Source organism: Winogradskyella sp. PE311 (assembly GCF_046545555.1).
Classification (GTDB): domain Bacteria; phylum Bacteroidota; class Bacteroidia; order Flavobacteriales; family Flavobacteriaceae; genus Winogradskyella.
The window spans coordinates 1,249,161-1,273,424 of sequence record NZ_JBHZTH010000001.1; the positions used below are offsets into that span (position 1 = coordinate 1,249,161).

General features: G+C 31.2%; 21 protein-coding genes and 1 tRNA gene. 17 read left to right on the plus strand and 5 right to left on the minus strand.

Going from position 1 to position 24,264, the window contains the following annotated elements:
- Positions 1-17: 17 nt before the first annotated feature.
- The 10 genes from ACFWU4_RS05220 (at position 18) to ACFWU4_RS05265 (ending at position 10,310) form a co-directional block, all read left to right on the plus strand.
- A complete protein-coding gene (locus ACFWU4_RS05220) occupies positions 18-1,217 on the plus strand; it encodes an FtsW/RodA/SpoVE family cell cycle protein (RefSeq protein WP_411125561.1) in 1,200 nt (399 codons plus the stop codon).
- A complete protein-coding gene (murG, locus tag ACFWU4_RS05225; RefSeq protein ID WP_411125563.1) occupies positions 1,217-2,311 on the plus strand; it encodes an undecaprenyldiphospho-muramoylpentapeptide beta-N-acetylglucosaminyltransferase in 1,095 nt (364 codons plus the stop codon). The genes ACFWU4_RS05220 and murG overlap by 1 nt, the downstream gene beginning before the upstream one ends.
- On the plus strand, positions 2,312-3,664 hold the full coding sequence (gene murC, locus ACFWU4_RS05230) for a UDP-N-acetylmuramate--L-alanine ligase (protein ID WP_411125565.1): 1,353 nt from the start codon (positions 2,312-2,314) through the stop codon (positions 3,662-3,664).
- On the plus strand, positions 3,654-4,373 hold the full coding sequence (locus tag ACFWU4_RS05235; protein WP_411125567.1) for a cell division protein FtsQ/DivIB: 720 nt from the start codon (positions 3,654-3,656) through the stop codon (positions 4,371-4,373). The genes murC and ACFWU4_RS05235 overlap by 11 nt, the downstream gene beginning before the upstream one ends.
- Positions 4,374-4,376: 3 nt before the next feature.
- A complete protein-coding gene (ftsA, locus tag ACFWU4_RS05240) occupies positions 4,377-5,708 on the plus strand; it encodes a cell division protein FtsA (protein ID WP_411125569.1) in 1,332 nt (443 codons plus the stop codon).
- Positions 5,709-5,752: 44 nt separating this feature from the next.
- A complete protein-coding gene (gene ftsZ / locus ACFWU4_RS05245) occupies positions 5,753-7,678 on the plus strand; it encodes a cell division protein FtsZ (RefSeq protein ID WP_411125571.1) in 1,926 nt (641 codons plus the stop codon).
- A gap of 149 nt (positions 7,679-7,827) precedes the next feature.
- Positions 7,828-8,277, plus strand: coding sequence for a GatB/YqeY domain-containing protein (locus ACFWU4_RS05250; RefSeq protein WP_411125573.1), 450 nt, complete (start codon positions 7,828-7,830; stop codon positions 8,275-8,277).
- Between the two features lie 40 nt (positions 8,278-8,317).
- Positions 8,318-8,391: transfer RNA gene (locus ACFWU4_RS05255), tRNA-Arg, on the plus strand.
- A gap of 59 nt (positions 8,392-8,450) precedes the next feature.
- Positions 8,451-9,314 (plus strand): zinc-dependent peptidase, encoded by an 864-nt coding sequence (locus ACFWU4_RS05260; RefSeq protein WP_411125575.1) that lies wholly within the window; start codon positions 8,451-8,453, stop codon positions 9,312-9,314.
- Between the two features lie 54 nt (positions 9,315-9,368).
- Positions 9,369-10,310: a UDP-glucuronic acid decarboxylase family protein gene (locus ACFWU4_RS05265; protein ID WP_411125577.1), complete on the plus strand. Its 942-nt coding sequence runs from the start codon at positions 9,369-9,371 to the stop codon at positions 10,308-10,310.
- An 81-nt stretch (positions 10,311-10,391) separates the two neighbouring features.
- Here ACFWU4_RS05265 and ACFWU4_RS05270 read toward each other — a convergent pair whose 3' ends face one another.
- The 5 genes from ACFWU4_RS05270 to ACFWU4_RS05290 all read right to left on the minus strand — a co-directional run bounded on the left by ACFWU4_RS05270 (position 10,392) and on the right by ACFWU4_RS05290 (position 16,720).
- A complete protein-coding gene (locus ACFWU4_RS05270) occupies positions 10,392-10,958 on the minus strand; it encodes a hypothetical protein (RefSeq protein ID WP_411125579.1) in 567 nt (188 codons plus the stop codon).
- 64 nt (positions 10,959-11,022) lie between these two features.
- A complete protein-coding gene (locus ACFWU4_RS05275) occupies positions 11,023-12,087 on the minus strand; it encodes a nucleotidyltransferase family protein (RefSeq protein WP_411125581.1) in 1,065 nt (354 codons plus the stop codon).
- Between the two features lie 34 nt (positions 12,088-12,121).
- Positions 12,122-13,255, minus strand: a complete 1,134-nt coding sequence (locus ACFWU4_RS05280) for a hypothetical protein (protein ID WP_411125583.1) — start codon at positions 13,253-13,255, stop codon at positions 12,122-12,124.
- Positions 13,256-13,270: 15 nt separating this feature from the next.
- Positions 13,271-13,429: a hypothetical protein gene (locus ACFWU4_RS05285; protein WP_411125585.1), complete on the minus strand. Its 159-nt coding sequence runs from the start codon at positions 13,427-13,429 to the stop codon at positions 13,271-13,273.
- 201 nt (positions 13,430-13,630) lie between these two features.
- Positions 13,631-16,720: a T9SS type A sorting domain-containing protein gene (locus ACFWU4_RS05290; RefSeq protein ID WP_411125587.1), complete on the minus strand. Its 3,090-nt coding sequence runs from the start codon at positions 16,718-16,720 to the stop codon at positions 13,631-13,633.
- Positions 16,721-17,040: 320 nt separating this feature from the next.
- On the opposite strand from ACFWU4_RS05290, the gene ACFWU4_RS05295 reads away from it, so the two are divergent.
- The 7 genes from ACFWU4_RS05295 to ACFWU4_RS05325 all read left to right on the plus strand — a co-directional run bounded on the left by ACFWU4_RS05295 (position 17,041) and on the right by ACFWU4_RS05325 (position 24,261).
- Positions 17,041-17,931: a class I SAM-dependent methyltransferase gene (locus ACFWU4_RS05295; protein ID WP_411125589.1), complete on the plus strand. Its 891-nt coding sequence runs from the start codon at positions 17,041-17,043 to the stop codon at positions 17,929-17,931.
- Positions 17,932-17,966: 35 nt separating this feature from the next.
- Positions 17,967-19,343 carry a lipopolysaccharide biosynthesis protein gene (locus ACFWU4_RS05300; protein WP_411125591.1) on the plus strand — a complete coding sequence of 459 codons (1,377 nt, stop codon included), beginning with the start codon at positions 17,967-17,969 and terminating at the stop codon, positions 19,341-19,343.
- 124 nt (positions 19,344-19,467) lie between these two features.
- Positions 19,468-19,950 carry an acyltransferase gene (locus ACFWU4_RS05305; RefSeq protein ID WP_411125593.1) on the plus strand — a complete coding sequence of 161 codons (483 nt, stop codon included), beginning with the start codon at positions 19,468-19,470 and terminating at the stop codon, positions 19,948-19,950.
- Positions 19,951-19,960: 10 nt separating this feature from the next.
- Complete coding sequence (locus ACFWU4_RS05310; protein WP_411125595.1) at positions 19,961-21,271, plus strand: hypothetical protein; 1,311 nt, start codon at positions 19,961-19,963, stop codon at positions 21,269-21,271.
- On the plus strand, positions 21,258-22,046 hold the full coding sequence (locus tag ACFWU4_RS05315; protein WP_411125597.1) for a glycosyltransferase family 2 protein: 789 nt from the start codon (positions 21,258-21,260) through the stop codon (positions 22,044-22,046). The genes ACFWU4_RS05310 and ACFWU4_RS05315 overlap by 14 nt, the downstream gene beginning before the upstream one ends.
- Positions 22,046-23,125 (plus strand): glycosyltransferase family 4 protein, encoded by a 1,080-nt coding sequence (locus ACFWU4_RS05320; RefSeq protein WP_411125599.1) that lies wholly within the window; start codon positions 22,046-22,048, stop codon positions 23,123-23,125. The genes ACFWU4_RS05315 and ACFWU4_RS05320 overlap by 1 nt, the downstream gene beginning before the upstream one ends.
- Complete coding sequence (locus ACFWU4_RS05325; RefSeq protein WP_411125601.1) at positions 23,122-24,261, plus strand: glycosyltransferase; 1,140 nt, start codon at positions 23,122-23,124, stop codon at positions 24,259-24,261. The genes ACFWU4_RS05320 and ACFWU4_RS05325 overlap by 4 nt, the downstream gene beginning before the upstream one ends.
- Positions 24,262-24,264: the final 3 nt, after the last annotated feature.

Consider the following 24,264-nt stretch of genomic DNA (forward strand, 5'->3'; position numbering starts at 1 on the left):
AAAGTATAAGGTTAAGCGTGCAAAATGTATTTACACAAATAAAGGGAGATAGGGCTATTTGGGCAATAGCAACGTTATTGGCTATATTTTCATTTTTGCCTGTTTATAGTGCGGCCAGTAACTTGGCAGATTACTCTGAAAGTGGTAATACTTTTACTTTTTTTCTTAAGCATTTCATGCATTTAGCACTTGGTTTCACTATTATGTTTGTTGTCCATAAAGTCCCATATAAATATTTCAGAGGGCTTTCAATGGTCCTTATTCCTGTAGTTTTGGTATTACTTTTAATTACAATATTACAAGGCTCTACAACTGTAGACGGAACTAATACAAGTCGTTGGATTAATATTCCTGTTGTAAATATGTCTTTTCAAACGTCCACCTTAGCTGCGGTTGTTTTAATGGTTTATGTAGCGAGATACCTTTCTAAAATAAAAGATAAAACAATTTCATTTAAGGAAACTATTTTACCTCTTTGGGCGCCAGTATTTTTTATTCTAATATTAATTCTACCTGCCAATTTTTCTACAACTGCAATCATATTTACTATGGTGATGATGCTCGCTTTTATAGGTGGATATCCAATTAAATACCTACTAGTAATTATAGGTAGTGGTCTTTTGTCCTTAGTATTATTTGTGCTTGTTGCTAAAGCATTTCCTGAAGCCATGCCAAACAGAGTAGACACGTGGATGAGTAGAGTAGAAAACTTTACAAATAAGCAAGATACTGCAGAAGATTATCAGATTCAACGCTCTAAAACAGCAATTGCATCTGGCGGAATTTTTGGATTGGGTCCAGGAAAGAGCCCAACGAAATATTTATTACCACAGTCATCTTCTGATTTCATATTTGCAATAATTATTGAGGAGTATGGATTAATTGGCGGATTGTTTTTGTTGGTTCTGTATTCCTGGCTGTTGTTTAGAATAGTAATAGTATCACAAAAATCAGATACCATATTTGGGAAATTATTGGTACTTGGTGTTGGATTACCAATTGTGTTTCAGGCATTAATTAATATGGCTGTCGCAGTGGAATTATTTCCAGTTACGGGTCAAACTTTACCATTAATTAGTAGTGGTGGGACATCAATTTGGATGACATGTTTGGCGGTAGGTATTATTTTGAGTGTAAGTGCAAAACGCGAGGAAATAAAAGAAAATGAAATATTTGATGGAGATAATCCTTTGGATATATTAAGTGAAACGATTTAATGGGTAGCTATAAATTTATATTATCTGGAGGTGGAACGGGAGGTCATATATATCCTGCTATCGCTATTGCTGATGAACTAAAGTCGCGGTATCCAAATTCTCAATTTTTGTTTGTTGGAGCTTCAGATCGCATGGAGATGGATAAAGTGCCGCAGGCTGGCTATAATATTGAAGGTTTGTGGATATCTGGGATACAAAGAAAATTAACACTAAAGAATTTAGCATTTCCTTTTAAATTAATTATCAGTTTAATGCGCTCAAGAAAGATTTTAAAAACCTTTAAGCCGAATGTTGTTATTGGTACAGGTGGTTTTGCTAGTGGCCCACTTTTACAAAGTGCAGTTTTTAGAGGAATTCCGTGTTTAATACAAGAACAAAATTCTTATCCAGGAATTACTAATAAATTACTTGGTAAAAAAGTGGATACAATATGCGTCGCTTATGAGGGGTTAGAAAAATTCTTTCCAAAAGAAAAATTAAAATTAACAGGTAATCCAATTCGTAAAGATTTACTGAAGGTAAAAGGAAAGCAGATTGAAGGTAAAGATGCATTTACGCTTATTCATAGTAAATATACTTTATTGGTGCTAGGCGGTAGCTTAGGAGCAAGACGTATTAATCAACTAATAGAATTTAATCTAGAGTTTTTTGCAACTCAAAATGTACAGCTAATTTGGCAATGTGGTAAGTTATACTATGATCAATATAAGCAGTATAGTCAATTGGATAATGTGCAAGTACATGCCTTCTTAAATAATATGGATATGGCTTATGCAGCAGCAGATATTATAATTTCTAGAGCAGGTGCAATTTCGGTATCAGAATTATGTATTGTCGGTAAGCCGGTAATTTTTATTCCCTCTCCTAATGTTGCAGAGGATCATCAAACAAAAAATGCTAAAGCAGTAGTAGATAAAAATGCAGCAATTTTGATCAAAGAAAAGGACTTAGAATTGAAGTTTGAAGATTCATTTTTAGAGTTAATTTCTGATGAAGAAAAAAGAAACGAATTAAGTAAAAATATTAAACAATTGGCTTTAATTAACGCAACAAATGCCATTGTTGATGAAATTGAAAGCCTATTAAAAATATAAATGAATTTAAAAGTCGCAAATAACATATATTTTATCGGTATTGGTGGTATAGGAATGAGTGCCCTTGCACGTTATTTTGTGACTAATGGCAAAAACGTGGCAGGTTATGATAAAAAGGCATCAGATATTACGGTGGAGCTAGAAGAATTAGGTGTTTTAATCCATTTTAATGATAGCGTATCAGAAATAGATAAGAGTTATTTAGATATAGAAGAAACCATAGTAGTTTATACTCCAGCAATTTCAGAGAGTCATTCTGAATTAAGATATTTCAGAGCTAATAATTTTAGGGTATTGAAGCGTTCTACTGTTTTGGGTGAAATAACCAAGCAAACTATGTGTTTAGCAGTAGCTGGTACCCACGGTAAAACAACTACCACAAGTATTTTGGGTCATTTATTGAACCAATGTGACGTACCTATGACTGCTTTTTTAGGTGGCATTAGTGAAAATTATAATTCAAATTTAATCCTAAACGGAACTGAGGTTACGGTTGTAGAGGCAGATGAGTTTGATCGATCTTTTTTAACTTTATCTCCAAATATTGCTTGTGTGACTTCTATGGATGCGGATCATTTAGATATTTATGGCGATGCTTCTGAACTCATTAAATCATTTGAGGATTTTGTAGATTGTATAAAGCCTAATGGTAAACTTTTTGTAAGAAATGGTTTGCCACTAGATGGCATCACTTACGGTATTGAAGATAATTCGGACTATAGTGCTCAAAATGTCATCATAGAAAATGGAAGTTATATTTTCGATTTAAGGACGCCAAATGGGTTACATAAAAGTTACAAATTTAACCTACCTGGTAGACATAACCTCTCTAATGCAACAATAGCCTTGGCAATGGCAGTAGAATATGGACTTGCCCATACGCAGCTATCAAAAGCTTTAGCAACATATAGAGGTGTTAAACGAAGATTTACTTATCAAATAAAAACGGACGATTTTGTTTTTATAGATGATTATGCGCACCATCCAGAAGAAATTAATGCAGTCCATTTAGCAGTAAGAGAGATGTATCCTGGTAAAAAGGTACTGGCGGTTTTTCAACCACACCTTTTTTCTAGAACACGAGATTTTGTAGATGGTTTTGCTGAAAACCTTTCGAAATTTGACGAATTAATTCTTTTAGACATATATCCCGCGAGAGAATTACCAATTGCAGGTATATCATCAAAATGGTTATTAAGCAAAATTGAAAACCCAAGTAAGAAGTTAGTACAAAAACCTGATTTAGTTGCTGAAATTAAAAAATCAGATGCTCATGTTTTATTAACTATAGGTGCAGGTGATATAGGAGCAGAAGTAAAACATATTAAATCAGCTTTAAGAGATGGGAATTAATTATAACTATATAAAAATCATAGGATTAATAGTGCTGGTTGGTTTTCTCTATGCGTTTTCAAAACACAGAAACAGCAATCGTACGGTTACGAATCCAAACATAAAATTTATAGGAGAAAACCAATTATTCGTCACAGATGTGACTGTTAGTAAATTGTTAATACAAAATCAGAAGACGGTTACGGGACAGCCTAAAGAAATTATAGATTTGAATGAATTAGAAATTGCACTAAATTCTAATCCAATGATAAAGAATGCTGAAGTGTTTATGTCAGTAAACGGTAAGCTTTCAGCAGAGATTGAACAAAAACGACCAATTGCGAGAGTCAATACAAATGTGTCATATTATATTGATGATGAAGGTTCCTTTATGCCTTTGTCTTCTAATTATGCAGCAAGAGTGCCTCTAGTTACAGGTATTATTGAAAAAAACAGTCTTGAAACAGTCTTTGAATTTGCAAAAGCTGTAGATGGAGATGAATTTTTGAAAAAGCATGTTGTTGAAATTCATCAGAATGCTAATGAAACTATTGATTTTAGAGTTCGAAAAAGTGATTTTACTGTTCATTTAGGAACTTTGAAAAAACTTAAAAAGAAGATAAATAATTTTAAGATTTTTTATCAAAAAGCTCTAAAAGATAAAATTTTAGATAATTATAAATCGGTGAATCTAAAATTTGATAAACAAGTTATATGCACCAAAAAGTAAATTATGGACAAGCATAACATTTCGGTAGGTTTAGATATAGGAACTACAAAAATTGTGGCCATGATAGGTCGCAAAAACGAATACGGTAAAGTTGAAATTCTTGGAGTTGGTAAATCCAAAAGTATGGGTGTGCACCGTGGTGTAGTAAATAATATTACGCAAACTATTCAATCTATACAACAAGCAGTTCAAGAGGCTGAAGCTACAGCTTCTGAAAAAATTGAAGAAGTTACAGTGGGAATTGCTGGCCAGCACATAAGAAGTTTACAGCATAGCGACTATATAACCAGAGCAAACTCTGAACTAGTAATAGATGAAGCTGATATAGATCGATTAATAAACCAAGTACACAAGTTAGTTATGCTTCCTGGGGAGGAAATTATACACGTTTTACCACAAGAATTTAAGATTGATGGTCAGGCTGAGATAAAAGAACCAATCGGTATGTATGGCGGTCGACTTGAAGCTAATTTTCATGTTGTAGTAGGTCAAGTATCTTCTATTAGAAATATTGGAAGGTGTGTTAAAAGTTCGGGTTTACAACTGGAAGGTATAACTCTAGAACCTTTGGCTTCGGCTAATGCTGTATTAAGCCAAGAAGAAAAAGAAGCAGGAGTAGCTTTAATTGATATAGGTGGTGGGACAACAGATTTAGCTGTTTTTAAGGACGGAATCATAAGACATACTGCTGTTATACCATTTGGTGGAAATGTTATTACTGAAGATATTAAGGAAGGTTGTTCAATAATAGAAAAGCAAGCGGAATTATTAAAGATGAAGTTCGGTTCTGCCTGGCCAGGTGAAAATAAAGAAAATGAAATAGTTTCAATTCCTGGTTTAAGAGGGAGAGAACCTAAAGAGATAACATTAAAGAATTTGTCAAAAATAATTCATGCACGAGTTGTTGAAATTATAGAACAGGTTTATGTAGAGATAAAGAATTACGGGCACGAGGAACAAAAGAAGAAACTAATAGCAGGTATAGTACTTACAGGGGGTGGAAGTCAATTAAAACACTTAAAGCAATTAGTGGAGTACATAACTGGAATGGATACCAGAATAGGGTATCCTAATGAACATTTAGCAGGCGATAGTGATGAAGATATAGCTAGTCCCTTATTTGCCACGGCCGTTGGGTTAGTGATGGATGGTCTAAAACGACAAGAAAGAAAAAATACAGAAGAAGAAATTGACGAGGATATACAAAATATTGCTGAAGAAGAAAATATAGGAGCTGAGCAAGAGGTAGTTAAAGATCAACCAATTAAGGAACGTCGTTCATTTTTAGATAAACTGACTGAGCGTGTAAAAGAGTTTTTAGATAATGCCGAATAGGAAACTAATTAATCAAAATATAAAATCCCATAATCTCAGAAAATATGAGTAATAACAACGAATTTGGAAACATCTCATTTGATTTGCCAAAGCATCAGTCTAATGTCATTAAGGTAATTGGTGTTGGTGGAGGTGGAAGCAACGCTATTAATCACATGTTTCAACAAGGTATTAAAGGTGTTGATTTTGTTATTTGCAACACTGATGCACAGGCACTTCAAAATAGTGGAGTACCTAACAAAATTCAATTAGGTGTTGCCTTAACCGAAGGTTTAGGAGCAGGTGCAAATCCAGATGTTGGTGAAGAAGCGGCAGTTGAGAGTTTAGAAGATATTCGAAGAATGTTAGACACTAACACAAAGATGGTCTTTATTACTGCGGGTATGGGTGGTGGTACAGGAACAGGTGCAGCTCCAATAATTGCCAAAATGGCTAGAGAACTAGATATATTAACAGTAGGTATAGTGACAATGCCGTTTCAGTTTGAAGGAAAAATGCGTAATGAACAAGCGCAGCGTGGTATAGAAAAATTAAGAGCGCATGTAGATTCGTTAGTTGTTATAAATAATAACAAACTTCGTGAGGTATATGGTAATCTTGGTTTTAAAGCAGGATTCTCAAAAGCAGATGAAGTTTTGTCAACTGCTTCTAGAGGTATTGCTGAAGTTATTACACACCATTATACACAAAATATTGATTTACGCGATGCGAAAACTGTGTTAAGTAATAGTGGAACTGCTATTATGGGATCTGCTACAGCTTCTGGGCAGACTAGAGCACAAGAAGCCATTATGAAGGCTTTAGACTCACCATTACTTAATGACAATAAAATAACAGGAGCTAAAAATGTATTATTACTTATAGTTTCTGGTTCTCAAGAAATTACTATTGATGAAATTGGAGAAATCAACGATCATATTCAGAATGAGGCAGGTCATGGAGCCAATATCATTATGGGTGTAGGAGAAGATGAGTCATTGCAAGAGTCCATTGCTGTTACGATTATTGCAACAGGATTTGATATAGATCAGCAAAATGAGATTTCTAATACTGAAACCAAAAAAGTAATACATGCTTTAGGTGAATCATCCGAGGATGATATTAGTGTTACGGAGAGAGAACCAGCAATTATTACCCCTGATATTGTTTTAGAAAAAAAGATAGAAGAGCCAATTGTTAAGCACATTTTGCTAGATGAAGATACAATTATATCTAAGCCATTAGGCAATGATATGGATATAATTGAAACTTCAGATCTGCTCAAAAGCATGGATGTAATTTATGATGAGGTTTTAGATACCAAGAATGATATAGAACCTGAAGAATTCATCATTACAGAAATTGAGAATAAAGCTGAAGCTATTGAATTAGAAACAGAGGAAGAACAAATTTCATTAACTTTTGATTTACCATTATCAAATACTAAAATGGAAAAATTTGAGGAGTCAGACTCTAATGAAGAGAAAATGTTTTTTAGTTTAGATGATGAAGTGAAAGATATGGATGTAAACGAACCGATTGAGATTATGTCTGTAACAGAAGTAAATGAAGAGGGAGAAAAACGTTATGCGTTAGATGATTTTGAAAGTTTTGAGTCATCGATGAATTCAAATACTAAGGAGCCAGAAGTAAAACAAGAAATAGTTTTTGAGAAAAAAGTTCTTCCGGTTGAAACAAATGAAGAGGTTTTTGAAGAGGAAATTGACCCAATGAATAGCCCGATTTCTGAGCTTATTAAAGCTCGTGCAGATGAGCGAAGAAAACATATGAAAGATTTTAATTATAAGTTTAATACAGCCAAGATTGACGAAATAGAAAAAGAACCTGCTTACAAAAGACAAGGTGTGGATTTAGAAGATGCTCAGCACTCATCTGAGACTAATGCTTCTAGAATGTCCATTGGAACAGATGATAACGATGATATTCAGTTAAGAAGCAATAATTCATTCTTACACGATAATGTAGATTAATAGTAAATTCTGTTTAGTGTTTTACACTATGTCTAAAGCCCAAAAAGTACCCTCAACTTTTTGGGCTTTTTGTTTTGTTAGTTTTTATATTTTTAAAGTACAACCTAACTTTTTTGTTATCTTCGTTGTCGAATTAAATTGACACTATTATGAGCTTACAAAATGATGTAATGACGGCTATGAAGACCGCTATGAAAGAAAAAGATCAAACGGCTTTAGCGGCTTTAAGAGCCGTAAAAGCAGAAATACTATTAGCGCAGACTTCTTCTGGGTCTAAGGAAGCCATAACAGAGGAAGAGGAAATAAAAATCTTATCTAAAATGGTAAAGCAACGTAAGGATAGTGCAGCAATATTTTTAGAACAAGATCGCAAGGATTTAGCGTTGCCAGAGATTGATCAAGCAGAAATAATTAGTCAGTTTTTACCAGAGGCATTGAGCGAAGAAGAAATAGAAAAGGTGGTTATAATGACCATAGATGAGATTGGGGCTGAAGGAATGAAAGATATGGGCAAAGTTATGGGTTTAGTATCTAAAGAATTAGCAGGTTGTGCGGATGGCAAAACGATATCTATGATTGTGAAATCTAAATTAATCTAGATAAAAAAACAATAAAACTTCTATTTAAACAGAGTTTTTTGGCCTCGTAGTTCAACTGGATAGAATATCAGATTTCGGCTCTGAGGGTTGGAGGTTCGAATCCTCTCGAGGTCACAATGAAGAAACCATACCGTAAAAGTGTATGGTTTTTTAATTTCTAACTATATTTAGCAATGCTCTACTTACTGCAGGAAACGGAAGTGCCTACTATGAATCCAACACTAAAGCTGATTTTTATATTCACCTTTTTTATTGGTATGGCTTCGGTAGTTTTAAGTCGCTTTTATGTTTTTTTTGAAGAGCAATATGCTTTAAAATATAAAAAGCCTTTTTTTATAAATATTATCTTATTTAAGAACACTCTTAATGCTAAAGAATTAAAAGTGCTAGAAAAAGAGTTCAACTTCTACAATAGATTAGGAGAAAAAGAACGGGCTATATTTAGACATCGTACAGCAACTTTTATAAAGACTAAAAATTATGTTGGTAGAGATGGAATTAATATTACAGATGAAATTAGAGTGATAGTTGCAGCAACGGCAATTATGTTAACTTTTGGTTTTAGAAAATATCTAATAGAGTTAATCGAAACCATTGTAATTTATCCAAAAGCATATTTTTCGAAAATAAACGGAGTATATCATAAAGGTGAAACAAATCCTCAAATGAAAACTATAGTATTTTCCTGGGAAGATTTTAAACAGGGTTATCACATAGGTGATGATAATTTAAATCTTGGTATACATGAATTTGGACACGCAATTCACCTCAATGCATTTAGTAGTGATGACATAAGTAGTATGATTTTTAATGAGGGTTTTAAAGATTTAACAGATTATCTTCAAAGTCATCAATTGATAAGGCAAGAGTTAATAGATTCTAAGTACTTTAGAGCATATGCTTACACAAATCATTTTGAATTCTTTGCTGTATTATTGGAGAACTTTGTTGAAACACCAGGAATCTTTAAGTCTCAGTTCCCAGAGTTATACGGTTATATGAGACAGATGCTTAACTTTAAATTTAGTAGATACTAAAAAGCTTTAAATAAAGTCTTATTTTTAAAGCATGTATAAAACAAATAGATTAGTATGAAAAAAATATTAGTCACAGGAGGTGCTGGTTTTGTTGGATCTCATCTTTGTGAACGTTTATTAAATGAAGGAAATGAAGTTATTTGTTTAGATAATTATTTTACTGGTTCTAAATTAAATATAGAACATTTAATGGATCATAATTATTTCGAATTAATACGTCATGATATTACAAACCCTTTTATGGTCGAAGTAGATGAAATCTATAACTTAGCTTGTCCTGCTTCGCCTGTTCATTATCAATACAATCCAATTAAAACAATTAAAACCTCGGTAATGGGTGCTATTAATATGTTGGGTCTCGCTAAGAGAGTACATGCTAAAATATTACAAGCTTCCACGAGTGAAGTTTATGGTGATCCTACTGTTCACCCTCAACCAGAGTCCTATTGGGGAAATGTTAACCCGATTGGCCTTCGTTCTTGTTACGACGAAGGTAAGCGTTGTGCGGAAACTTTATTTATGGATTATCACAAAGAAAATAATGTAAAGATTAAAATCATTAGGATATTTAATACTTATGGACCTAGGATGCATCCGCAGGATGGTAGAGTAGTCTCCAACTTTATTGTGCAGGCATTGAAGGGCGAGGATATTACTATTTTTGGTGAAGGTACACAAACTAGAAGTTTTCAATATGTTGATGATCTAATAGAAGGTACACATAGGATGATGAATAGTAGAGATGGCTTTGTTGGTCCTGTAAATATTGGTAATCCGATAGAGTTTACTATGCTTCAATTGGCTAATGAAATTATTGATTTAACGGGTTCAAATTCTAAGTTAACTTATTTGCCTTTGCCACAAGACGATCCTATGCAACGTCAACCAGATATTAGTTTAGCTAAAAAAGAGTTAAATGGTTGGGAGCCAAAAGTGCACTTACGTGAGGGGCTTGGCCATACCATATCTTATTTTGATGAACTTTTAACAAAGTAAATTAGTATTTTTTATACCTCATTATAAAATGAAAAAAGCCTCTAAGGATTAGAAGCTTTTTTTAGTGTGTAATTTTCGAATTTATAATGCGAAAATAAGCTGTAAATGAGTTTGGAAGTGATTGTTATCAAAACCACTATCTTTATGATCGAATGCAAATTTAGCAATACTTTGTAATCTTGCACCTAGAGTTTTTCTTCTATTAAACCAAACAAGTACACCTCCACCTAAATTTGCCGAGATGTTAGTTTCATCTACGGAAAAAATCCCTAAACCAGCATTACCATAAATATCTAACCAGTCTACGTTAGGGAAAATATGTTTGCCAAAATAGTATTTTGCATGTGTATCAAATGAAGTATAAGTAAAATCATCAGTTAACGTAACTCCGTCAATTTTATCACCTTTAGAAAACTTATTTAGTGTAAAACCTTGCTCAATAGAAAAACCAGACTCCCAGCCTAATTCTATAGCCAAAGATATAGGTAAACCATTTGCCCAATCACCAGGACTGCTTACAGGTGATCTTGTACCTAAACTATTAATTGCGTTTAAGCCAATGCTACCAAACCATTCTTTGTCGCTACTTTGAGAAAAAGAAGAAATACTAAAAGAAACTAATATTAATAAAAGAATTATTTTTTTCATGCTAAATTCAATTTAATCAAAGGTAAACTTTATGATTAATAAAACAAATACTTAGTTTACTGAATTATTTTTTAAATAAAAGCATGGTCTTAAGATTATTAATAATTCGTTTTCTATCATTTAAAATGGCAATCCTGTAGTTAGAATTTGAAAGAAAAAGAGATCCTCTATTAACCATAATTGATGAAATTGAAATGATTCTTACTAATTTTATATAATTTTTATGTAATAAGGGATATCTAATAAAGTAGTTAAAAAGTATATTTTTTGATTGATTATCCAGTATCTCTAAGGGTTTAAAAAAATAATTAAGACTATATATATATCCTATTAATGGCTTTTTTTGTATCTCTTCTGTTAGATGTTTGAAATCATGTTTTTCTAATAATAAAACACTATCGTAAAGGGATCTAAAACTAAATGTTTTATGAAGATGGCCATTATTATTAATTTGATGATTAAGCATGTTATGCAAAAACAAATGTGCTTTGGATGGTGTATTTATAATTGACTCTATATTTTTTTGGTTTAGGATATTTTCAGTTACTAAATTTTTGTTTACAAATTTGTTAAATAACTTATCGTGTAGTTCAATCGCACATATATGATCTTTTGATATTAACCTAGGCATATGTCTATGTGCAATAAAGGTATTTGCTATTGTTGTATCGGCACTAGTGTAACCAGAAGATTCAATTATTTTGGAAGCCTTATGAATATGATTTTTTTCAATCAATATATCAATATCACCTATCATACGTTCAGCTGAATCCTCATAATAATTAGCAGTTAATAATGCCGTTCCTTTTAAAAAAACATGGTTAATTTTATGTTCTTTCAATAGTTGAGAAATTTTAAGTGCTTGTGTTGTTATTGAAACATTTCTATTTCTATTGATGTCTGTCAATATTTCTAAATAATCCTTTAATTCATGTGGTAATTCCTTTAATAAGCCTTTCGCTTTAAGTCTGCAATAAATCGCTGGTAATATGAGATGTTTACTACCTTCCGTAACAATATAATCCCAATTAAATTTAGAGTTTTTAAGCTTTTTTTCTAGATAAGACGGTTGGGTTTCGAAACTGAGTATGTCAGCAATATTTTGATATGTTTCAGTTATATTACCCATTTTGAGCACGCATAATTTAAGATAAATATAGGGTTTATTTATTTTTGCTCAGTTGAATAAAAAGTTGTTTGGTACATTCAATAGCGTCTGGGGTGTTGCTATAAGTCATCTTATATATTTTAATACTTTCTAACCAATCTAAAAATTGTTTGGTGTGTTTCTGATTAGGTGATAACCATGAATCTGGAATGACTGTTTCCAAAAGCTTTTTTATAGATATGTTTTCTAAGGTTATGTCTGAACCTTTTTTGTAGTTAACCATAACTATAGCTTTACAAGGGTAATTATTTACTTGCCAATTTTTATTAGGAACATATTTAATCGGGCCTTTTAATTTATTAAGATACGTTGTTGGTAGATTATCAAAATTCTTAATAATGGGTCGTAGGATATCAAAGGCACCTTCTTTTATAGATATGGCTAATGGATTACTGTAAATATGATTATTTTTAGATAGCATTGGCGAAATGTCATCAGCTACTAATTTAAATCCGTTTGCTGCTAATAACGAACATAAGGTACTTTTTCCTTGTCCTGATTTGCCTACAAATAGAATAGAATTTGTAAAATCTGTAATAGTTGACCCATGAAATGTAGCAATCCAATCACTTTCTTTTTTATTATGAATTGTACACAGCAAATGCATAATAAACTTACCTTGTATAAGGTGATAATCTTTTTTTGCAGCTACTGTAATTAGATGTTCTTCTTTATATATTAGCCAATTATCATTTTCTAAGAAAATATCAAAAATTGAATTATTTTTTGCGTCTACTTTGGTTTCGAGATAAGCAATCGCCGGATGAATTATTTTTAGTGCTAATTCTGAGTCGTAATAAATCTTAATTTTTGTTTTATCAAAACTGTACTGTTTTACAATGTTGCGTTTTGTATTTGAGAATTTAATATTAGCCAGTACTTCTTGCTTTTCAATAGAATTACAGCGTTTTAAGTACGAGAGTATATTCTGAGATACATCAGATTCTGATGCTGTATTTGTAATACCTAACTTAAAATGAAAATCGAGTAATGAGTCTGATTCAAAATACGACTCTAAAATAGTCTTAAACTCTTTAGTTACTACACTATACTTATTTGACTTAGCATACCATAGTATCCATTGATTACCAACTAATTTTTGATACGTTGGAGATAGATCAAACTTCAAAATTTAAAAATAATATTAGCTAAAATCGTCACCTGGATCCGGAATCGAGGATTCTTGAGCTTTAAGAGGATTTAAAATAGCGAAAGTTCCGACAGCAGTTAGAGCTGCATATTTACCCATTTTTTTAATGGCGTCCTTACGAGTGATATTATCGGTATTACTGTCTTTTTTCATGGCTTTGGCCTAGATTTGATTCAAAAATAATAAAATATTTTATTTATTATGAGGTAAAAATAAAAAGGTTTCCGTTAATAAAATTACTAATTCATATAACCTAAACTAAATGAATCTTATAAAGTCTACGTAATTTTTTAAGACAAGGTTCTTTTTCCGTTGCAAATAAAGAACCTTTACGTCTTAAAGTTGAGATGTAATCTATTTTAAAATCACTTTTTTAGATATAGTTTGAGATACATTGCTTAGTTTCACAATATATACACCTGTGCTAAGATTATTTATATTTATAGCATGGTTTCTTTTAGAACTATCAAGTTCCGTCAAATGAACAATTCTCCCTTGTAAATCATATATATTTGCCGTGGTATTTGCTGATAACTGCCCAACAATTATTATTCTTTTCTCAGCGTCTTTTGTGAAAATACTTAAGTCATTTAGTTGATTTTCCGAAGATGATAAGGTGGTATTAGAAAATCTTAAAAAGAAACGTCCGGTACCATTTAAATTGCTAACAGGTGTAAATATGTAATTAGATGTGTTTAGTAATGTCGTTATGTTATTCAACGTATCATCTAAATATACGTTAATTACTCCTGGAATAGCCATTTCAGGTATGCTAAATGTTATTTGCTCTCCTTCATTGGCATTTACACCAATAGGAATTGTTACATCGTTTATATCATTATTGCTTAGCGATTGAATTGCCATATCTATACCTGTATTATTTTCTAATAAGTGAGAGTATATTGAAAATTGAGGTGCAATATCTCCAAAAACACTTGAGTCATATCCGTTGTCAAGACCTTGACTAGCATTGGGTGTGAAATAAAAATCCGTATGATAATTTTTGTCATTGCTAGTAGATTGAAGTCTTAAAAAAGAAATATTATCTGCGCTACTAGTATTTTGAGCATTTCTATTTGCTATAAAATCATCTGTATCACCAAAACTTCTCATTGCAGGTGTAAAGGAAACATTAGCACCACCAGTTTGAGATGCAACAAAAAATCCTTGACCGGGTGCAATTAATGCATCAGGATTCATTTCTAAAAATGCTTGATTCCATATCGCATAATTTGTTATTGAATCATCATAACCATAAACACCAAACGAATTGGTATCGAATACAGAAGTGCTGTTGGCTGCTAAAAATGCGTCTAGTCTAATATATGATGGATATGGATTTCCTATGAGATTCCATTCAGGAGAATTGGTACCACTAACAACAATTGGAGTATTGATGGCATCAGTTGTCATTTCGCCTTCAAAAACTAAGATGCCTACACTACTACTAGCGCTAGCTTCGTCTGTTGCAGCTCTATAACCGATGCTAGGATCTAAAGTTTGCGCTGCATCTGCAGGTACATCCTCATCGTAATTTAAAAATTCACCAATACCAGATTTGTCATACGGTCCAAATAATCTTACCGATGGATCAACCGGATTTGCAAATAAGTTTAATTCATTTTGTTGAAATTGAGCAAAATCTCCAAAAGTAGATCCGCTTAAAGGTGGGGAAATTAAATCATTACCTCCAGAGCCTGTAATAAAACGATTAGTATATCGTCTGTAAATGAGTGTAGAGTTGTTAACAACGTTATCTGCTATAAAGGTTCCAAACCTAGTAGAATTTGATCTAATAGTTAATTCACCATCGTTTGTAAATGTACCAGATAATTTTAAGCCTCCAGTTTGATTGATTACTAGTTTTGCACCGCTTGCTATATTTAGGTTATTTATCGTTGTATTTTCATCAATAATATCGGCATTAGAATTTGCGTTGCCAGAAGTTACAGTAATATCATCAAAAGGATGTGCAATTCCGCTAGGATTTGCAGGACTCCAACCAACACCATCTACATATGTATAATTAGTGGCAGGTGGAGCAACGCCTTCGATTTTAAAATTATCTAATTCGATGGTGTCTGAAGCGCTATTTAATGTTCCAGTTAGCACAAGACCAACTGTTGATGTACCATCTGCAATAGTTTCACTTATTGTACCAGATATATTTCCGTTATAAAATTCTACTGCAGGTTGGGTAATGCCATCTATTACTAGAGTATAGCTGCCAGTGTCTCCTACTGCTATTACATTAAAATCAAAGGAAACAGCTACTGAAGTATATCCAAACACATTAATAGCGTTGAAGGTAAATGTGTAAGGGTCTAAAGATGGTTCAGTATTTTCTCCCTCTAGATCTCTACCAAACGCAGAATTTCCCGAAAAATTAGGGTTATCTGTAGATGCAGTTTGAATAAATAAGCCTTCACTTGGAGAACTTGGATCTACGAACGTTTGGCTAGCGATATCGTTAGACCAACTAGGAGTGGTATTATCAAAATCTTCTATAGCTATAGTTTCTATACCATCATTATCTGCAATCGTTAAATCGAAAGTTGCATTAGTGCCAACAACTGCGTTATCGCCACCTGTAACTCCAGTAATACTGAGCGTTAGTGTTTCGCTGCCTTCTATTAATATATCGTCTGTAATAGTTATTATTACAGTTTTGTCTGTGTTATCTCCTCCTGCAAAAACTACTGCTTGTGTTGTATAGCCATCTATATCTGTATTGTTACCGCTAGTGAGTTCTACATTGAAGTTGGTAGCATTTATTGCATCTTCGTTTGATATAGATATTATTAAATCGAATGTCCCATCATCTTCACTTACAATTGCAGTACTGGTTTGAAATTGTACTGTAGTATTAGAGCTAAATGTTTGCCCATTATTTATAAGACCTCTTGTTTGAGTAGCAGGGCTTTGCCATGTAAAATCTGAGTATTGACTGCCTGTACCGCTTAATTGAAGCGACTGGTCAACAGGTGTATTACTAGGCTCTGAAACACCTATGTCTGTTGTAGTCAGTCCAATTGCTTCGCCATTAGTAGCCACAAATGTTCCATCATAAGATAAAAATTGCACCACGATGCCATTTGTACTACCGTCGTCATAAATTAATGCCATTCCTTCTGGCTCTCCATTTTGTAGAGAGAAGTTAATTGAGGCAATAGTAAAACCATTCACGATAGATTGATTATCTGGCGTGGTGTAGTAGTTTTCACCACCAACTTGAACTCCGCCGCTGTCACCACTATACGGTTGAATATACCAATTTGCTAGTGGGTAAGTAATTATGTCTGTGACGACTATTTCAACGCCTTCATTTACGTCACCACCATTATTATCATAATGTATTTCATTGATCCAAGCGTCAGCTGAAGTTTGAGAAAACCCAAAACTACTTATTAAAAGAATTGCCAAAAAAGCATGTAAATGTCTCATATGTCCTATATATGTGTTATTCGTCGATAAAAATCAAAACTTGGCTAAGCTTTTGAAAATAAAGGGGTTTCAAATATAATAAAACTGTAGAATTAACAAATATGGATCTATTATTATACTGTTAATTGAACCTTATTAAAAGATTGTAATAGGCCTTAATAGTAAATTGAATTGTTTTAGATTTGTAGAATTGCTGTTTTTATAAGTGAAGAAATTAAATTTAGAATACTATGAGCTTAGAATTACAGAAATATGAGTTATAGATTAAATAAGCATCTAAATATTATCTACCTGTTATGGGGTGCTAAATCATTTATTTAATGGAAACATTTTGTCGTAACAATTGTAACGTTTGTGGGTCGAGTAATTATAAAAAGAAATTTGAGTTTAGTTATACAAGCAATTATGTATTAGAAAAACTAGATATAGAAGAAAGTCCTAATACTTATATAATGATTTGTATTGATTGTGGACATAATTATGCATATCCGCAATTGCATCACTCTTTATTAGCAAAATATTATGAGGTTTTAAATTCTGAATTTTTTGATTTAGATAAGTTACCAAAAACAGATGTGTTGTTTAAAGAACACGCAAAAGTTCGAAATCTTGTCGAACAAAATACTACAAATGGTAATATTCTAGAAGTAGGGTCTGGATATGGATTCTTAGTTAATGGTTTTGATACTAAAAAATGGAATAAATATGCAGTAGAACCTTCTCCGCATGCATCAAGATATTTAAGAGAAAACTCTAAAGTAAATATTCAGAATACAACCTTTGAAAATGCTATCTTCAAAGATAATTATTTTGATGTTATTGTGCTTTTTGATGTGATTGAACACATACAAAACCCTCAGTTTTTTTTTAATAGAATAAAAGAGATATTAAAGCCTGACGGTTATGTTTATATTGGTACGGGTAATATTGAAAGTTTAAATGCTAAAATTGCACAAAAGCATTGGGCCTATTTTGGATCTTGGGAGCATATTTCTTTTTTTACAAAAAAAAGTATAAAATTTTTGCTAAGTAGTAATGATATGAAATTAGTAAAAATTGTAAAAAGGCCTTATAAAATAGGTTTTCATAATTACAGTAGTTTTTTTAAAAATATTGTAAAATGTTTTTTAAAACTTTTTAGTTCTGAGCCTAGAGTAAATGTACTTACAAACGATCACGTAACTATTATAGCAAAGAAAATTGAACACTAATAGAATAATTATCCGTTATATAAAGAGGACCAATTTTGATTAATAAACTTAAATCTAAATTAAAAAGATTATTTAATTTTATTGGTGTAGACGATTCTCGCACGATAAATATTAGTAGGCATGTGTTATTGTCTTTTTTTTATAAAGGTGGAAGTATCTTGTCTTCCTTTCTTTTAGTGCCATTAACAATAAATTTTTTGGATACTGAGAATTATGGTATCTGGTTAACACTAAGTTCATTTATTGCATGGTTTTCTTTTTTTGATATAGGACTAGGACATGGTTTAAGAAATAAATTTTCGGAAGCTAAGGCTAGTAATAATGGCCTTTTGGCTAAAGGTTATGTTAGTACAGCTTATTTTACAATTAGTATTATTTCTGTTTTATCATTTGTAGTGTTTTTAATTGTTAACTATTTTGTTGACTGGACTTTATTCTTTAACACTAATAAGATTTTATATAAGGATCTTAGATTATTAATGCCAATAGTCTTTGGTTTCTTTTGTTTACAGCTAATTGTTAAATTGATAACATCAATTTATTTAGCAGATCAGAAACATTCTATCCAAGGTAAAATTGGTTTTATTTCATCTTTTAGTTCATTAGTCATTGTGTGGGTTTTAACCCAAATGACACATAGTTCATTATTAGTATACGGAACCATATTTTCTGCCTTACCTGTATTAATTTTAATAGTGTTGAATTTAACTTCATTTTCAAACACTTATAAACAATATATACCATTATGGAGTAACTTTAAAAAAATCTATTTTAAAGATATTTTTGGATTAGGCCTATCCTTTTTTATTATCCAGATTTCTGGTATCGTTTTATTTTCAACTGATAATTTTATTATAACAAAACTCTATAATCCCGAAGAAGTTGTACCATACAATATTGCGTTTAAATATATGAGTATTTCACAAATGGTATTTTCTATTATCTTAACACCATATTGGTCTAGTGTTACTGATGCCTACACAAAAAAAGATTTCGACTGGGTTAAAAAATCTATGAAGAACTTGTCTAAGTTATCAATAGCCTTTATTTTTATTATACTTTTTATGCTTGCAGTTTCAAAATATGTTTATGAAATTTGGATTGGTCATTTGCTTATAGTACCATTTGAGCTTACATTAAGTATGGCCTTTTATTTTATAGTTACAGTACTTTTTGCACCTTATAATATTTTTTTAAACGGTATAGGGAAAATGAAATTACAGTCGATAATAGCAATTGTTATTTTAATTATTAATATTCCGCTTTCGATTTTTTTGGCTAAAATTTTAGGACTTGGGGTTATAGGTGTTATTTCATCTTCAATTTTATGTATTTCACTTTACTTAATATTTAGCCCAATTCAATATTATAAAATCATGAATAATAAAGCCAAGGGCATTTGGAATAAATAAGTAATAATAGATTCATTTTATTTAATAAAATATGATCATTCGAATATTTAATTATGGCTTAAAGCAAATTGATAAGATATATAATATATATAGCTTAAAAAGAGCGAAGGCTAAATACACTAGCATGCCAATAATAAACGGAAGGCTATTTGTTAAAAATAAGGGAACTATTAATATTGGAAAGGGTGTAAAATTCAACAGCTCATTAACATCTAATTATGTGGGTTTACAAAAGCCATGCACAATTTGTGTTTCGGAGAATGGGAATTTAAAAATAGGTGATTTTTCAGGATTTTCAGGGGTATCTTTGTTTTGTTCTATGCAAATAAAAATAGGTGATTATGTCAACTTTGGCGGTAATGTTTTTATTTGGGATACAGACTTTCATCCAATAGATTATGAGTTAAGAAGAGAGGGTTTTGATGGTGTGAAATCAAGTCCCATTAGTATTGGTAACGATGTTTTTATCGGTGCAAATAGTACAATTCTTAAAGGTGTAACTATAGGCGAGAAATCTATTGTAGGTGCAGGTAGTTTAGTTACTAAAGATATACCGGCAAATGAGATGTGGGCAGGAAACCCAGCTAGGTTAATTAAGAAAATTTGATTTCAAAATAGTGAATACAATACTTAAAATACCTGGTTTTCAAAATATATTCTTTAAAAGAAAGCTAAAGGTAGATATTGTGTTTTTTATAGTTGTTGTTGCTTTGCCGTCAAGCTTTTTTAATTTCATTCCAAAAACTATTTTTATCGACTTACGCCTATTATATTTATTAGTTGGTCTTGTTTATATAATATTGAATATTCAAAACACAAAAAAACTATTAAAGATTGTAGGTGCTAGGTGGTTACTTCTACTAATAGCTTTTCTGTTTTTCCGGTTTTTTTACTCCATAACTTTTCAGGATATTCCATTAATAGAGGTTCTAACAATCTTCAGAACTAATTTTAGCTATCCCATAATAACATTCGGATTTTTGTTATATGCTGTAAAAATGGATAATAATCGCATATTTAGGTTCTTCTTTTGGCTCTTTTTTGTAACCTTAATTACTGGTTTTATATATATATTATCTAACTTAATTGGTGTGAATTTTTATGCGAATGTTAGTAAAGAGTACTATTCCTTTAATGATACTGTCCTTATGCAAAATATGGCATCACTTCCTCTTTATAGTAAATTTCTATTTGTTTTTGGAATTATAGCTGCGGTTGTTATGACTAAATTCAGGAAGTATTATTTTATTTTTATTCCAATTTTAGTTACACTTTTAAGTATTGTTAGGTCAGATTTAATAGTATATATTTCTATTGTTTTGTTGGTGTTTTTTCTATTGAATTTTTCAAGGTTTAAAATTAAAAGTAGAAAGTTGTTGAAATTTTTGTTGATTGGCGTAATCACAAGTTTAGCTGCTTTTTTATTGTTTTCGTCACACATTGGCAGAGTAATAAATAAATTTGGATTAGATAAAAGCTCTGAGTTAAGTGCCGAAACATATACTGAAAAAGGGACTTTTAGAGTTAGATTAAATTTAATTGAAGAAGCAAACAAGCAAATATCTGAGGATATATTACTAGGTAATGGTTATCACAGAGAAGTTAAGAAAGGTCGTTATAGTTATGTTGTGGGAGGTGATACTTTAATTGCACCAGTAATTTATACAGAAGGTTATTTAGGATTAGTGCTAAGATTGGCTCCTGTAATACTGTTTTTAAGTTGGGGTCTTAGAAGAATAAGAAGCAAGTATGTTTTTACTGCCTTTACTTCCATTGTTATTGTAAGCCTTATTTTGGCAGAATTATTAAACATAGTCCAAACACGTATTTTTGTGCACTACAACGAGACCTTATTTATATTTTTTCTATTAGCGATAATAGACTATAATTACAATAACCCTAAACCCAATAGTAGTGGTCTATCCTAAAATATCAATAATTACAGTATCATATAACCAAGGTCAGTTTATAGAAGATAATATTAAATCAGTTATTAGTCAGAACTACCCTAATTTAGAGCATATAATAATTGACGCAGTATCCACTGATGGTACATTAGATGTTTTACACAAATACGATAAACATCTAAATTGGGTTTCAGAGGCAGATAGAGGACAAAGCGATGGGTTAAATAAAGGTTTTAAAAAAGCAACAGGAGATATTATTGGTTGGTTTAATTCAGATGATAGATTGCCGCCTAATGCTCTAAAATATGTTTCAGAATTTTTTAAAAATAATCCAGAAGAAATCGCAGTAGTAGGTGATCAAAAGTTAATTGATACAAATGGCGTAGAAATAAAAATTAATAAATCTAGAGAATATACTTATGATTTTTTACTAAATCATGCTAGAGGTATTACTCAAAATTCAATGTTCTTTAAGCGAAATGTTTTTGATACTACAGGTTATTTAGATGAAGGAATTCATTTCGCTATGGATAGAGATTTATTTATTAGAATAGCAAAGATAAAGAGAATACCTTATCTATCGAAAACACTAGGTGAGTTTCGTATACAGGCTGATGCAAAAACAGCTTTAGGAAGTTATTATTTTGCAAAAGACATGATAAAGATAAGGCGAAAGTATAAAGGTGGTTTTCTTAGTCCAGGTAATAGAAATGATATTTATATCATTATTACAGAACCATTAAGGAGAATAAAATGGGTAAGGCGATTTATCCAAAAACTAAAAGGTGTGAATTAATGAAAGTACTTTACATAATGTCTTCATATAATATCTATGGAGGAACTCCTAAAAAAACGTTAGATTTAATGAAGTTCTTTAAAGGAGATGCTGTATTGTATGTTTATGATAATTCTTATCCTGAATTTAAGCATATGTTTGAGAGCACAGGTGGAAAAGTGTACGAAGGGTTTTTTGGAAAAAATTACTTTAAGCATACTACCATGCTTCTAAAAATAATACGAAAAAATAATATCGATATTGTTCAAACTCAATTTAGTTTTGGAGAAACATTAGGTTTTTTAATTAAAAAATTTGATAAAAATATTAAGCTTGCAGTTGCTTTTGTAGGTTCTCAAAAACCCTCTTTAATTAAGTCCTTATTTTTAGCCAGAGTTTATAAAAAGGCTGATTTCTTTATTTATATTTCTAAATACGTTAAAAAAGAAAAAGAAAGACAATTTCATTTTCTGTTAAATAAGCCAAGTGAGGTGATATATAACGGTACGGAAGTTAGAGAAGATATAGGTGACGATGTAATTTCTTTAAAACGTATTTCATTATTAGATATAGCTGGTTTAACTGAAATAAAAAACATTAAAGTCTTAATTGAAGCTTTAAATATTTTGGTTAACATAAAAGGAATTGACAATATTAACCTTTATGTCGCTGGTGATGGCCCTCAAAAAAATGAGTTATTATCACTAATTAAAAAATATAATCTTATAGATTATGTAGAACTTTTAGGTTATCAACAGAATATAGGAAAACTATTAAATTCTTGTGATATTTTTGTGCATCCTTGTTACAAGGAAGGTTTTGGGATTGCAGTAGCTGAGGCAATGCTAGCCCAAAAACCAATAATAGCTTCTAAAGCCGGAGCTTTACCAGAATTAATTGAAAATAATAAAACGGGCCTACTTGTAGATGCTTTTAATGCAGAAGAATGGTCTAGTGCTATTATAAGGATAATAGAAAACAAGAAAGAAGCAAATGATTTGGCTTTAAATGCTCAAAAAAAGGCAAGGTTAGACTTTTCGATTTACGAGTACACTAGTAATTATAAGCAGTTATATCAAAAACTAATTTCAATTAAATGAAAGTAGTAATTCTGCATCCACCATTATATCCTGTCAACAATAAGTTGTTTAATGAATTAGGTAAATATTGTGATTTACATGTTATATGCTTTGGCAGTAATCCTAGGTATCATAAAGATTGGCCATCTTCTAAATTTATAAAAGATGATAATAAGTATAAACTTATTATTTTAGAAGGGGATTCTGCCGCATACAAACTTCAATTATCTCCAAAGTATATTAAATATATTATAAAAGAAAAACCAGAGATAGTGGTTAGTATAGCTTTTTGGGTGCCTTCTTTATTGAGTTCAATTTTAAAGTATTTTATAAAATTTAAATTTTGTATAATTACTGACGCTACAATTAATACGGATTCAAATATTTCGAAATTTAAAATACTACTAAGAAAATTAATAGTTTTTAATACTAACAAATTAATAGCAGGTTCAAAACTTACATCTCAATATTTAGGAACTTTAACTAAAAAAGCATCAAAAATTGAAGAATCACTTCAAACAATTGATGTTATCGAGTGGCAATCTATATATAAAAGTCTGCCTAATAAAAATGAATTAAGAGCAAAATTAAATTATAATAGTGATGATAAAATTTTGCTATCAGTAGGGCAATTAGATGATAATAAAAATATTGCTTCTTTAATAAAACAATTTCATAAACTTTCTGGTTACAAATTGATTATTGTTGGAGATGGACCTGGTAAAAAGGAATTAAAGCGCTTAACTTTAAAATTGAAATTAACAGATCAAATAAATTTTATCGATAGAAAGACTAATAGCGACCTCATTGAATATTATAAAATATCCGATATTTTTATTTTACCCTCTAAGAGTGATACATTTGGATTTGTAGTTTCAGAAGCTTTGGTAAGTGGTTTGCCTGTTCTTTGCTCAAAATATGCAGGTGCTTCTAGTTTAATAAAGGATGGGTTTAATGGATATATAATAAATCCGAAGGCATCTTATTCTGATAAAATAGGATTGGCGTTTAAAAACTTGAGTGTTCTTTCTACAAATGCGTTAAGTTGTATGTCTACGTATACATTAGAAAATAAGGCTATTGGCTTAAATGAGATATTTAAAAGTGTATTAAGTATCGAAAATGAGAAGGACAAAAAAAATAGTAAGAAGGTATAATTA

What these genes read in the sequence shown, in the direction of transcription:
- murG (WP_411125563.1), top strand. Translation starts at nt 1,217, where the DNA reads ATGGGTAGCTATAAATTTATATTATCTGGAGGTGGAACGGGAGGTCAT.
- murC (WP_411125565.1), top strand. Translation starts at nt 2,312, where the DNA reads ATGAATTTAAAAGTCGCAAATAACATATATTTTATCGGTATTGGTGGT.
- ACFWU4_RS05235 (WP_411125567.1), top strand. Translation starts at nt 3,654, where the DNA reads ATGGGAATTAATTATAACTATATAAAAATCATAGGATTAATAGTGCTG.
- ftsA (WP_411125569.1), top strand. Translation starts at nt 4,377, where the DNA reads ATGGACAAGCATAACATTTCGGTAGGTTTAGATATAGGAACTACAAAA.
- ftsZ (WP_411125571.1), top strand. Translation starts at nt 5,753, where the DNA reads ATGAGTAATAACAACGAATTTGGAAACATCTCATTTGATTTGCCAAAG.
- ACFWU4_RS05250 (WP_411125573.1), top strand. Translation starts at nt 7,828, where the DNA reads ATGAGCTTACAAAATGATGTAATGACGGCTATGAAGACCGCTATGAAA.
- ACFWU4_RS05260 (WP_411125575.1), top strand. Translation starts at nt 8,451, where the DNA reads ATGCTCTACTTACTGCAGGAAACGGAAGTGCCTACTATGAATCCAACA.
- ACFWU4_RS05265 (WP_411125577.1), top strand. Translation starts at nt 9,369, where the DNA reads ATGAAAAAAATATTAGTCACAGGAGGTGCTGGTTTTGTTGGATCTCAT.
- ACFWU4_RS05270 (WP_411125579.1), bottom strand. Translation starts at nt 10,958, where the DNA reads ATGAAAAAAATAATTCTTTTATTAATATTAGTTTCTTTTAGTATTTCT.
- ACFWU4_RS05275 (WP_411125581.1), bottom strand. Translation starts at nt 12,087, where the DNA reads ATGGGTAATATAACTGAAACATATCAAAATATTGCTGACATACTCAGT.
- ACFWU4_RS05285 (WP_411125585.1), bottom strand. Translation starts at nt 13,429, where the DNA reads ATGAAAAAAGACAGTAATACCGATAATATCACTCGTAAGGACGCCATT.
- ACFWU4_RS05290 (WP_411125587.1), bottom strand. Translation starts at nt 16,720, where the DNA reads ATGAGACATTTACATGCTTTTTTGGCAATTCTTTTAATAAGTAGTTTT.
- ACFWU4_RS05295 (WP_411125589.1), top strand. Translation starts at nt 17,041, where the DNA reads ATGGAAACATTTTGTCGTAACAATTGTAACGTTTGTGGGTCGAGTAAT.
- ACFWU4_RS05305 (WP_411125593.1), top strand. Translation starts at nt 19,468, where the DNA reads ATGCCAATAATAAACGGAAGGCTATTTGTTAAAAATAAGGGAACTATT.
- ACFWU4_RS05320 (WP_411125599.1), top strand. Translation starts at nt 22,046, where the DNA reads ATGAAAGTACTTTACATAATGTCTTCATATAATATCTATGGAGGAACT.
- ACFWU4_RS05325 (WP_411125601.1), top strand. Translation starts at nt 23,122, where the DNA reads ATGAAAGTAGTAATTCTGCATCCACCATTATATCCTGTCAACAATAAG.